Source organism: Streptomyces sp. NPDC021356, from assembly GCF_040641015.1.
GTDB lineage: Bacteria > Actinomycetota > Actinomycetes > Streptomycetales > Streptomycetaceae > Streptomyces.
Map to the genome: position 1 here is coordinate 234823 of NZ_JBFACU010000007.1, position 11434 is coordinate 246256.

The 11434-nt window shown below is 69.1% G+C and carries 11 protein-coding genes and 1 pseudogene; 7 read left to right on the forward strand and 5 right to left on the reverse strand.

What is annotated here, in order from left to right; genetic code table 11:
* The first annotated feature begins 321 nt into the window (after positions 1 to 321).
* From AB0G56_RS11905 to AB0G56_RS11915, 3 genes are all read left to right on the forward strand, one after another.
* Positions 322 to 780 carry a lamin tail domain-containing protein gene (locus AB0G56_RS11905; protein WP_360967663.1) on the forward strand — a complete coding sequence of 153 codons (459 nt, stop codon included), beginning with the start codon at positions 322 to 324 and terminating at the stop codon, positions 778 to 780.
* A gap of 197 nt (positions 781 to 977) precedes the next feature.
* Positions 978 to 1220: a hypothetical protein gene (locus tag AB0G56_RS11910; RefSeq protein WP_360967399.1), complete on the forward strand. Its 243-nt coding sequence runs from the start codon at positions 978 to 980 to the stop codon at positions 1218 to 1220.
* 206 nt (positions 1221 to 1426) lie between these two features.
* Positions 1427 to 3850 carry an excinuclease ABC subunit UvrA gene (locus AB0G56_RS11915; protein WP_360967665.1) on the forward strand — a complete coding sequence of 808 codons (2424 nt, stop codon included), beginning with the start codon at positions 1427 to 1429 and terminating at the stop codon, positions 3848 to 3850.
* Between the two features lie 304 nt (positions 3851 to 4154).
* On the opposite strand, the gene AB0G56_RS11920 is transcribed toward AB0G56_RS11915, so the two are convergent.
* From AB0G56_RS11920 to AB0G56_RS11930, 3 genes are all read right to left on the reverse strand, one after another.
* The gene (locus AB0G56_RS11920) at positions 4155 to 4586 is read right to left on the reverse strand and encodes a hypothetical protein (RefSeq protein ID WP_360967402.1); all 432 of its coding nucleotides are present in this window, start codon (positions 4584 to 4586) and stop codon (positions 4155 to 4157) included.
* A gap of 556 nt (positions 4587 to 5142) precedes the next feature.
* On the reverse strand, positions 5143 to 5352 hold the full coding sequence (locus tag AB0G56_RS11925; protein WP_360967405.1) for a hypothetical protein: 210 nt from the start codon (positions 5350 to 5352) through the stop codon (positions 5143 to 5145).
* 297 nt (positions 5353 to 5649) lie between these two features.
* Positions 5650 to 5865 carry a hypothetical protein gene (locus AB0G56_RS11930; protein ID WP_360967407.1) on the reverse strand — a complete coding sequence of 72 codons (216 nt, stop codon included), beginning with the start codon at positions 5863 to 5865 and terminating at the stop codon, positions 5650 to 5652.
* Positions 5866 to 6283: 418 nt separating this feature from the next.
* Between AB0G56_RS11930 and AB0G56_RS11935 the strand changes: the two genes are divergently transcribed.
* Complete coding sequence (locus AB0G56_RS11935) at positions 6284 to 6559, forward strand: hypothetical protein (protein WP_360967410.1); 276 nt, start codon at positions 6284 to 6286, stop codon at positions 6557 to 6559.
* 1576 nt (positions 6560 to 8135) lie between these two features.
* Here AB0G56_RS11935 and AB0G56_RS11940 read toward each other — a convergent pair.
* Positions 8136 to 8531, reverse strand: a complete 396-nt coding sequence (locus AB0G56_RS11940; RefSeq protein ID WP_360967412.1) for a hypothetical protein — start codon at positions 8529 to 8531, stop codon at positions 8136 to 8138.
* Between AB0G56_RS11940 and AB0G56_RS11945 the strand changes: the two are divergent.
* Together AB0G56_RS11945 and AB0G56_RS11950 are read left to right on the forward strand one after the other, a co-directional pair.
* Positions 8468 to 8677: pseudogene (locus AB0G56_RS11945) on the forward strand (ATP-binding protein); the annotation flags it as partial. The gene AB0G56_RS11940 and the pseudogene AB0G56_RS11945 overlap by 64 nt on opposite strands.
* Positions 8678 to 8689: 12 nt before the next feature.
* Positions 8690 to 8911, forward strand: coding sequence for a ribosomal protein L7/L12 (locus AB0G56_RS11950; protein ID WP_360967415.1), 222 nt, complete (start codon positions 8690 to 8692; stop codon positions 8909 to 8911).
* A gap of 117 nt (positions 8912 to 9028) precedes the next feature.
* Here AB0G56_RS11950 and AB0G56_RS11955 read toward each other — a convergent pair whose 3' ends face one another.
* Positions 9029 to 9790 (reverse strand): phosphoglyceromutase, encoded by a 762-nt coding sequence (locus AB0G56_RS11955; RefSeq protein ID WP_360967418.1) that lies wholly within the window; start codon positions 9788 to 9790, stop codon positions 9029 to 9031.
* A 187-nt stretch (positions 9791 to 9977) separates the two neighbouring features.
* Here AB0G56_RS11955 and AB0G56_RS11960 point away from each other — a divergent pair, with 187 nt between their 5' ends.
* Complete coding sequence (locus AB0G56_RS11960) at positions 9978 to 11267, forward strand: MFS transporter (RefSeq protein ID WP_360967421.1); 1290 nt, start codon at positions 9978 to 9980, stop codon at positions 11265 to 11267.
* Positions 11268 to 11434: the final 167 nt, after the last annotated feature.

Here is an 11434-nt window from a genome sequence, read left to right on the forward strand (position 1 = left end):
GGGCCGCCGTCTTCTGCCTGGCTGCCGGTCACAAGGAGGCAGCCGCCACCTGTTTGCTCACTACACCCGAGAGTCACAGAAACATGGCCAATCAGTAACAGAGCACGTGTAGCGCTCTTATATCAGCACGTACCGGACAAGGTATGGGGCGCGCGGCCATCCGGCCGCCGTCGCACTCGCGCGGCGCGCATCCGTATCGCGCACGCGCCACCGCACCAGCAGGGAGAGCCTGTGTCCGTGTCCATGTCCATGTCCGTCTGCGCCACTGTGACCGCCCGCCGTCTGTCCGCGGCCGCCGTCGCCGCCGGGGCTCTGATCGGGATGGCTGCACTGCCGGCGTCCGCGGACGACCCCGCCGGGAACCCCCGTCCGCAGTCACACCAGTCACACCCGTCACATAAGTCGAACCACTCTCACCACCAGAGCGTGGTGATCAGCGGCGTACACCTCGACGACCGGGCCCGCGCCCACCACTCGGACCGTGCCCTGAACACGGAGTGGGTGGAGATCACCAACAACAGCCGCCGCGACGTCAACCTCGACGGATGGACCCTGGCCGACCAGCACGGCCACACCTACACCTTCCGCCACTACCGCCTCGACGGGCGGGCCACGGTCCGCGTCCACACCGGCTACGGACACGACACCCACCGCGACCTCTACCAGGACCGCCGCACCTCCGTCTGGGACCGGCACGACACCGCCACGCTCCGCAACGACCACCGCCGCTTCGTCGACTCCGTCAGCTGGGGCGGCGACCGCCACGACGACCGCCGCTGACCCCCGGGCGTGACCCGAGAGCCCCCTCTCCACCGGAACCACCGGAACCACCGGAACCACCGGAACCACCGGAGGAACGACGGAGAGGGGGCTCATCCACGCCCACCGGGCGGACGCCCCTCCCCGAAAGACGGACGACAGAACCGAACCGAACCGAGCTGGAGCATCGAAATCGGTCCGTTCACGGGGGAGTTGGCATGGACAACACGCACGGCGGTCCCGCCCTGCTCATGGCCGTCCTGGTCGTCGCCGTGGTGATCCGGCGGCAACTGCGCACCCGCAGGGTGCTGCGCAACGGCTCACTGGTCGTTCCGCGCGTCTTCGGCATCCTGGGCGCCCTCGCGATCGCGATCGGCGCAGGCACACAGAACACCCTGGCACGGGCCCGGGCCGCCACCCTGGGGGCCGCACCCGCACCCGCACCAGCGCCCGGGACCTGAAGGACCCTGAAGGACGACGCATCCCGCACACGCGTCTCATATCCGCGCCCCCATCCGTGCCCCACCATCCGCGTCCCACATCCGCGTCCCGCATCCGGAACCGGTCAGGAATCGAGAAGCGCGCCCGCGCGGGCCACGGCTACCGTTGCGGCGACGGACACCACGGCGGCACCGCGCCGACGCCAACGGACGGAGACACGATGAGCATGGCCACGAGGACGGACGGCATCCCCGGCGGCCGGCCCGCCCGGACTGTCCAGCCCACCCGGCCGCCCGTGCCGCACGCCGCCGACGCCCACGACCTGATCCGCGTGCACGGCGCACGTGAGAACAACCTCAAGGACGTGAGCGTAGAGATACCCAAGCGGCGGCTGACGGTGTTCACCGGCGTCTCCGGGTCGGGCAAGAGTTCCCTGGTCTTCGGCACCATCGCCGCGGAGTCGCAGCGCCTGATCAACGAGACGTACAGCACTTTCGTACAGGGTTTCATGCCGACGCTCGCGCGGCCCGAGGTCGACGTACTCGACGGGCTGACGACCGCGATCATCGTCGACCAGCAGCGGATGGGCGCCGACCCCCGCTCCACCGTCGGCACCGCGACGGACGCCAACGCGATGCTGCGCATCCTCTTCAGCCGGCTCGGCAAGCCGCACATCGGCTCGCCCAAGGCGTTCTCCTTCAACGTCGCCTCGATCAGCGGCGCGGGCGCGGTCACCGTCCAGCGCGGCGGGCAGAGCGTGAAGGAGCGCCGCAGCTTCAGCATCACCGGCGGCATGTGCCCGCGCTGCGAGGGCCGGGGCACGGTCTCCGACCTCGACCTCACCCAGCTCTACGACGACTCCAAATCGCTGGCCGACGGCGCGCTCTCCGTACCCGGCTACAAGTCGGGCGGCTGGAACCACCGCCTCTACAGCGAGTCCGGCTTCTACGACCCGGACAAGCCGATCCGCGACTTCACCGAGACCGAACTGCACGACTTCCTGCACCGCGAGCCGACCCGGATGAAGATCGCGGGCATCAACATGACCTACGAGGGTCTGGTCCCGCGGATCCAGAAGTCGATGCTCGCCAAGGACAAGGAGGGCATGCAGCCGCACATCCGGGAGTTCGTGGACCGCGCGGTCACCTTCACCTCCTGCCCGGAGTGCGACGGCACGCGGCTCAGCGAGGCGGCCCGCTCGTCGCGGGTCGACGGGGTGAGCATCGCGGACGCCTGCGCGATGCAGATCAGCGACCTGGCGGCCTGGGTCCGCGGCCTCGACGAGCCGACGGTGGCGCCGCTGCTGGCGGCGCTGCGGGGCACCCTCGACTCGTTCGTGGAGATCGGCCTCGGCTACCTCTCCCTGGACCGCCCGGCCGGCACGCTCTCCGGCGGAGAGGCGCAGCGCGTCAAGATGATCCGCCACCTGGGCTCCTCGCTCACCGACGTCACGTACGTCTTCGACGAGCCCACCACGGGCCTGCACCCGCACGACATCCAGCGGATGAACACCCTGCTGCTCCGGCTGCGGGACAAGGGCAACACGGTGCTGGTCGTGGAGCACAAGCCCGAGGTGATCGCGATCGCCGACCACGTCGTCGACCTCGGCCCCGGCGCGGGCGCGGCGGGCGGTGCCGTCTGCTTCGAGGGCACCGTCGAGGGGCTGCGGTCCGCCGGGACCATCACCGGACGCCACCTCGACGACCGGGCCGCCCTGAAGAAGACGGTGCGCGAGCCCACCGGCACCCTGGAGATCCGCGGGGCGGACGCGCACAACCTGCGCGACGTCGACGTGGACGTCCCGCTCGGCGTGCTCTGTGTGGTCACCGGCGTCGCCGGGTCCGGGAAGAGCTCGCTCGTGCACGGTTCGATCCCCGCCGGGGCGGGCGTGGTCTCGGTCGACCAGACCCCGATCCGCGGCTCGCGCCGCAGCAACCCGGCGACGTACACCGGACTGCTCGACCCGATCCGCAAGGCGTTCGCCAAGGCCAACGGCGTCAAGCCCGCCCTGTTCAGCGCCAACTCGGAAGGCGCCTGCCCGACCTGCAACGGCGCCGGCGTCATCTACACCGACCTCGCCGTGATGGCCGGGGTCGCCACCACCTGCGAGGAATGCGAGGGCAAGCGCTTCGAGGCGTCCGTCCTCGACCACCACCTCGGCGGGCGTGACATCAGCGAGGTCCTCGCGATGTCGGTCGACGACGCCGAGGAGTTCTTCCTGGCGGGCGAGGCGCGCACCCCGGCCGCCCACCGGATCCTCCAGCGGATGTCCGGCGTGGGCCTCGGCTACCTCACCCTCGGCCAGCCCCTCACCACCCTGTCCGGCGGCGAGCGCCAGCGCCTCAAACTGGCCACCCACATGGCCGACAAGGGCGGCATCTACGTCCTCGACGAACCCACCGCCGGACTCCACCTGGCCGACGTCGAACAACTCCTCGCCCTGCTCGACCGCCTCGTCGACTCCGGCAAGTCGGTCATCGTGGTCGAACACCACCAGGCGGTCATGGCCCACGCGGACTGGATCATCGACCTGGGCCCGGGCGCGGGCCACGACGGCGGCCGCATCGTCTTCGAGGGGACCCCTGCCGACCTGGTCGCCGGCCGCTCGACGCTCACGGGCGAGCATTTGGCGGGGTATGTGGGGGCGTGACCGGAGGACTTCCGGGCCGGCCACCAGCGGTACGACGCTCGACTCAGCTCGTGGAGGCCGCCGCCACCGGTGCACAACGCTCTTGCGGCTCGGCTGAAGTCCGGGCCACCTGCCCCCGGAACCATCCGCGGGCAGGCGGCTCACGACTGCGGGCCACCTCTTGTCGCCCGGGTCTTGCCGGGCTTCCTGGTGAGCCGGGTCCTTCTTGGTCAGGAGCGTGGCCCCGCGTACCTCCACGGCGCCGCCGGGAGCGCCGGCCCGATTACGGCGGGCCGGACTCTTCCCTGCGCTCCGGGCGGCGCTGTCACCATTCGTCGTAGTCGCGGATCACCCGGAAGCTGCCCACGACGCCGTCGTCACCGAACACGCCACCGTGAACGGTACGGGTCACCACGCCGTTGGTGGCGCCGTGGGGCCCCACGGTGGCGACCGGAGCGCCGTTGTCACAGGTGAAGCCGCGGAAGACCTCGACAGTCTTCCGGCTGTCGTTGAAGACGTTGAAGCTGCTGGAACCCAGTCCGCTGGCCGCGGTGATGCAGCCCTCGGCGGAGGCGGAGTACATGCGCTCGTTGAAGTAGATCCTTCCCTCTTCCTCATGGCCGCGGCCGCGTCCGCCGCCTTCGCGGTCACGACCCTCGTCCCCCTTCTCCTCGCCTGCGCTGCCGCCGCCCGCGGGAGCCGCGGCGGGGACGGCCGGTCGGGCGGGCTCGGCCGGCCGTTGGACGGATGCCGCCAACGGGCGGACAGACGGGGACGCGGCGGCGGATCCGGTGGTCGACGCGTAGGTGATACCAGTGGCCGCAAGGACCGCGGCGCCTACGCCGGCAGCGGCCACAGCAAAGGTATGCGTGGGCATGTCACTTCCCTCTGTCTCACGGACGTCGGCCGGGCGACCGACCTGCGATGAACGTAACGACAGCCTGTAGAGCTGTCATTTCAGACATGTCCAAGGCGTGACGCCATGAGCCCACCCAGGGGAAAACGCGGCGCTCACCGCATACCGATGTGACATCCGTGCCGCGCAAGGTGCGGGACTGCGTCGGGTGTCCTCCGCGTGCCGACGTCACCGTCGAAGGCAGCCGGGCGGCCGTCACCGCAGCTTGCAGAGGATCCGTGTGTACGGCAGGAGGCCAGGTCCGAGTCGTGTCGTCTCAGCGCAGGTTGAGCAGGACGCGCATGTCACGCTCTGCGCGGAGAGCACCGGCGGATCCGCCGGACCGCCAGAGGCCCTCTGTACACGGCAACCTGCGTGGCGCCGGCGCGGCCTTCCCGCCCGGACTGGCCCGGCGCGCTCAGGTGATGCGTTCCGAGTGCCCGTCGGGGAACTTGCACGAGGGGCCGGTATAGGGGCCGCCCGGGTGGACCGTTCCGCCCTGGGCTGTGCACTGTTCAGCCGTGATGGACGGATACGTCGCTGCCTGAGCGGTGGCGGCGCCGACGGCACTCAAGCCGGCGAGGGTCGCAGTGGCGAGGGCGAGCCCGAACAGTCGTCGTGTGCGCATGGTTTTCTCCTCTCGCGCGTCCCTGGTTCGGTACGTCGGGATGACCGGGCTGTGCCAGGGACGGCCCATTACTCAGAATGGGTGACGGTGAGCAGACACGCGAGTCGTGACAGCTGGCGCCGTAATCCCTCCGGCGCTGGGCGGGGCGGGGGACCGAAACCGCCAGACCAACTGCCCTGCCTGTCGGGCCCATAGGGTGCCCGACAGGTCGGCACAGCTCCTGTGACTCCGCCGGCTGCGCTCGCGCGGGAGCGCCCCGCGGCGCGTGGCGCGTGGCCGCGGGGCGCCCTGTGAGGTTCAGTCGACCTGCTCTCCGTTGTGCGTACCGCCCTTGCAGAGGTTGCCCGACTCATTGATCGCGGGCGTTCCGCCGCCCTGCTTGCACTGAGAAGGCGTGACGTAGGACGGGGCCCCCTGTGCGGTGGCGGCGGTGGCGGTGGCGGCGCTTGTGAGGCCGAGTCCGGCGAGGGCTGCCGTGGCGATGACGGCGGTGAGGATTCGTCGAATGCGCATTTGGTTTCCCTTTCACGGATTGCCTCGGTTGGGGCACTAGCCAGCTTGATCTTCACCCATGTGGGTGGCACGTCATGTTGCGCCATTCGGGTGACATTGCGGTCAGTTGCGGGGTCGGTGACGCGACCCGTCGGACAGGCCCCCGGTGCCCAGGACGGGCGGGGGAGAGGATGCGACGCTGGAGTGAGGGGCCGGCGAGTGGAGGTCCGAGTGCGTCTCATCCGGTCCGGGGCCCCTTCTTCGGCCTGGCGACCATGTCCCGGTACGGCTCAATGGATGCGACACAGAATCGTGCGGTCGGTCCGTGCGCCCGCCGGCCGGGGCACCCCCCACCGAGCGTCGCCAGGCGGCCTTACCGCGTGGATCCGGCCCGCCGGGACCAGGGCCGCGCGGCCAACACGAAAGGCAGGTGCGTCCCATGCGCACGTCGACCCGTATCGCCGGCGCCCTCACCGGCCTGACCCTCACCCTCGGCGGTGCGGTCCTCGCCGCTCCCGTGGCCCGGGCGGACATCCCCGCCTGCACGCGGATGGCCGAACTGGCCGGTGCCACCGCTTCCGACTCCGTCACAGCGGCCTGCAGCCGTGGCGTGGTCGGAGACCTGCAGAGTTGTGTGACCGGGCTGACCGGGGCCGGAGTCGCGGGCGGCGCCGCGACCGGTGCCTGCCGGGCAGCGGCCCACGAACCGCGTTAGACCGGCGCTGTCGCCGGCATCGATGCAGAGGAAGCCACGAGCCTGACTGGCCGTCAGATTTCGCGAGCGCTTGGAGCCGGCGCCTCCACCGAGCCGCCAATCGGCGCGACACGGCGGTCGAGGGGTCGTGCTCACATCGGCACCGTGGCCCAAGCTGTGGTGATGCCTGATCGTTACGGGCCCAAGGGGCGAATCATCAGCTTGGGAAGCCGCAGTCATTTGGGAGCGGTTCGTGCGCTCACCTGGGCAAACAGCGATGTGGTGGCCTCGTCGGACAGGGCCGCTCTCGCCGTCGCCCCCGCAGCATCTTGTGTGCGCTTGTGATGCTTCGACGCGAGGAAGCTGTTGCCGCTCGGTTTTGACGCGCCGTCGTGGCATGCAGCCGCTCGGCCGGGAACCGATTGAAGTCATCTGCTCCGACGCCGGTAGCGCAGGGAAGCATTCTGACGACTGGAGTAGACACGAAGACGCTTCCTGCGATTAGCCACACTGCGCACATCCACCCATGACGATGGGGAGACCGGCGTCGCTCTGCGCTCCTCCGACTTCCATGCGACAAGCGCACCCAGTAAGGCTCCGACGCCAAGCACTATGAGATCGGTGGCATGTTCAACCCAAAAGCGAGTATCCCGGCTGATGCACGTCACCGAAAACTGCCCCTCCCCGTTTAGATTTTGCCAGGTTACTTTGTTTTGCGGCTGCCTCTGACCGTCAGGCGTGATCTCTGACAGGGATTTACCGGATGGACATGCCTCAGTCGCCTGAAGCCAGTACCAGTCGGTCCCGATGAATTTGTCTTCCCGGAGGGACATCTGGAGGCTGCCGAGCCCTGGCCGCGTGACACCGTCATTGGTTTTGAACGAAAATCCCGCAAGGGATTGACCTGGCGGGAGTACTACCTGAACATCCGGCGCCGAACCGATCTTGCGAACGCTCGCCCATCCTCTTATAATCGATACTGAGAAATCCTTCGAATTGGAGGGAAGCGGAAATTGGATTGCGCACCGAAATGCGTTATTACTGCTAACTGTGACATCTTCAGCGTACCAGCCGTTACTATCGAGGGATGTGGTGACATATAGATACATTGAATCCCTTTTTATTCTTCCAGTACAGTCAGTGACCGGGGTTATGTTGGCCAATTCCCCCGGGTCTCCGCTAGGGCGGTCGGCAATTACAGTGGTGCAGCCGATAAGAATCATGACAATGGCGAGTGCGGTGAAGAATCCTCTGACCATGGCTGGCCTGGGTTTCCGGTTACGAAATCTCTCACTCATCTGGAGGGGCCCTTCCTCACCACTTGTTGCCCGGTCGTCTGTGGTGCTCTCACCACGTGTCGCAAAGTGTTGCGGGAGGGAGTTGAGAGAATGCAGGACTCGGAGGGAGCGGGCGTCGCGTTGCGAATAAACGCCCCACCTCCTAATATCACCCAGACGGCTCAAGGCTGCACGTCGGCAAGGCGCGCAGTAAAGCGTGACGTTGAGGTCGTGATCTGCGAGGCTCGCGCCAAAGCGGCTCGGTAAAGCCGTGGTGACACCGCTTGCCTCGGCATGGCTGTGCGCGTCCGATAGCCGAGTCAGGAGGGCTCGGACGATTCCGCGGACGGCCACTTGGCCAGGCGGGCACGGGCCTCCTGCGCAATGACCGGCCACGGGTCGTCGGCCAAGCGTGCGACTGCCGAGCGCGGTGAGCGTGGATGGCCTGCGACGAGCCTCCGCACAGAGTCATGCGGGTCGTCGGCCAACCGCTCCAACAGCTCAGACGGGCAGTGGCGCTTGCTCGCCACCCGGTCCCGCACCCTCCAATCGGAATCCTTGATCAGCCCGGCCAGAATCTCCGACGGCACCGTCCTGTTGTGCGCAGCCCAAAAGCGCATCTCGGGATGGTTGCGCACCAGGTCCCACCAGCCGTCGACCGGACGTCGACGACCCTCACGGACGTGGTCTGCTCCTCGTCGACTCACTCGCCGCATCCTGGAGCTCCATGCCGAGTCCCTTCGGGGGTACGGCCGTCTCCTTCGTCATGGCCGATGCCCGGCCTCCCGGGCCACCTGGACCCGGGCCTGACGCTCCGTGCGTTCGCGTACCTGATGCCGTTCGGCACGGAACGGCCTCGTAAGAGGGGGGCGTCGTGCTCACCGACCCCGGTGGCCGCGTGCTGGATGTTGTCCAGGCGGTGCGACGGCTGACCGGACTGAGCCTCTGGCGCAGCAAGGCACTGGCGACGCACGTCCCCACCGTTCTCGACGGTGTGCCTCAAAAAGACGCCGAGGCAGCAGTCGTGGCCCTCGGTGACGCGGTGGCCCGCTCCGTGGCGAGAGAACGCCGGGCACCGGACTTCCTCCGGAACTGAGAACGACGCGGTCCGGCCGAACGGCCGAAGGCCCGGCGACGGCCCCAGCACAGCGACAAGCCCCCTGCCCCGCGAAGGAACCGCAGACAGGGGGCTTGTCGGCTTGTTCGTGGGCGCTTACTTCTTCTTGCCCTGGTTCTTGACAGCCTCGATCGCCGCCGCTGCCGCGGTCGGGTCGAGGTAGGTGCCGCCCGGGGTGACGGGGCGGAAGTCCGCGTCGAGTTCGTAGGAGAGGGGGATGCCCGTGGGGATGTTGAGGCCGGCGATGTCGGCGTCGGAGATCTGGTCGAGGTGCTTGACCAGGGCGCGCAGGCTGTTGCCGTGGGCGGCGATCAGGACCGTGCGGCCGGTGAGGAGGTCAGGGACGATGCTGTCGAACCAGTACGGCAGCATGCGGGCGACGACGTCCTTCAGGCACTCCGTCTGCGGGCGCAGCTCCGGCGGGAGGGCCGCGTAGCGCGGGTCGGAGAACTGGGAGTACTCGGCGTCGCGGGCCAGCGGGGGCGGCGGGGTGTCGTAGGAGCGGCGCCAGAGCATGAACTGCTCCTCGCCGAACTCCTCCAGCGTCTGGGCCTTGTCCTTGCCCTGGAGGGCGCCGTAGTGGCGTTCGTTCAGGCGCCAGGAGCGGTGGACCGGGATCCAGTGGCGGTCGGCGGCCTCCAGGGCGAGCTGGGCCGTGCGGATCGCGCGCTTCTGGACGGACGTGTGGACCACGTCGGGCAGCAGGCCGGCGTCCTTGAGCAGCTCACCGCCGCGGACCGCCTCCTTCTCGCCCTTCTCGTTGAGGTTGACGTCCACCCAGCCGGTGAACAGGTTCTTCGCGTTCCACTCGCTCTCGCCGTGGCGGAGGAGGATCAGCTTGTACGGTGCGTCGGCCATGCATCCGAGCCTAATCCACGCATTCGGCGCCCCGCCCGGGTGCCCGGCAGGCGGACGGCGGCACGCCGACAGTTGACGGCTTCTGTTAATTGAGTGGTTGGCCGTCGGGCTGCCCTCGTAAGTTGTGCGTACGGCCAGTGCGTAAGTCACGCTCGCCGCATCAGCCACTTACATCCGGGGGTCGTCCATGTCCGTCACCAGTCTCAGACGCGCCGCCCGCGAAACCGTCTCCGGGCTGCCCCGCGAGTTCTGGTGGCTGTGGACGAGCACCCTGGTCAACCGGCTCGGTGCCTTCGTCGCCACGTTCATGGCCCTGTACCTCACGCTCGAGCGGGGGTACTCCGCCTCCTACGCCGGTCTCGTCGCCTCGCTGCACGGGCTCGGCGGAGTCGTCTCCTCCCTCGGCGGGGGTGTGATGGCCGACCGGCTGGGGCGGCGGCCGACCCTGCTCGTCGCCCAGGCCTCGACGGCCGTCTTCGTCGCGCTGCTCGGCTTCGTGCACGACCCGGTCTCCATCGCCGGTGTCGCCTTCCTCGTCGGCATGGCCTCCAACGCCTCGCGGCCCGCCGTGCAGGCGATGATGGCGGACATCGTGCGGCCCGAGGACCGCGTCCGGGCGTTCTCGCTGAACTACTGGGCGATCAACCTCGGCTTCGCCGTCTCCTCCATGGCGGCCGGCTTCATCGCCGAGTTCAGCTATCTCGCCGGGTTCCTGATCGAGGCCGCGATGACCATGGCCTGCGCGGTCGTCGTCTTCCTCAAGCTGCCCGAGTCCCGGCCCCGTGGGGACGAGCAGGGCGGGAAGGGGGGCGCGGACGCGTCCGTCGGGCTGGTGACCGTCCTGCGCGACCGGCGCTTCATGAGCGTCGTCGGGCTGTCCTTCCTGGTGGCGCTCGTCTTCCAGCAGGGGTCGGTCGGTCTGCCGGTGGCCATGGGCCGGGCCGGGTTCACGCCCGCCGACTACGGTCTGGCCATCGCCGTCAACGGCATCCTCATCGTCGCCCTCCAGATCCCGGTCACCCGGCTCATCGAGCACCGGGACGCCAAGCGGCTGCTCGTCGTCTCGTCCCTGCTGGCCGGTTACGGGTTCGGGCTGACCTCCTTCGCCGGGTCCGTCGGTGTGTTCGCCCTGACGGTGTGCGTCTGGACCCTGGGCGAGATGATCAACGCACCGACGCAGACCGGACTCGTCGTCCGCCTCTCCCCCGTGCACGGGCGCGGTCGCTACCAGGGCGTCTACACCCTGTCCTGGTCGCTCGCCGCCCTCGTCGCCCCGCTGATGTCCGGCGCGGTCATCGACGACCTGGGCGCGGAGTGGCTGTGGGGCATGTGCGCGGTCGTCGGGACGGTCGCCGCCGTCGGCTACGGGGCGCTGATGCGGCGCCTGCCGAAGGAGGAACCCGTCGCGCTCACGGGGGATGCCGAGGGTTCCGGGACGGGTACCGGGGAGCGGGCCTCCGAGGTCAGTGCGGCCTGAGGTCCCGAGCGGGGCCTCCGAGGTCAGTGCCGCCTGACGTCCCGAGCGGGCCTCCGAGGTCAGTGCCGCCCGACGTCCCGAGCGGGCCTCCGAGGTCAGTGCCGCCCGACGTCCCGAGCGGGCCTCCGAGGTCAGTGCCGCCCGACGTCCCGAGCGGGCCTCCGAGG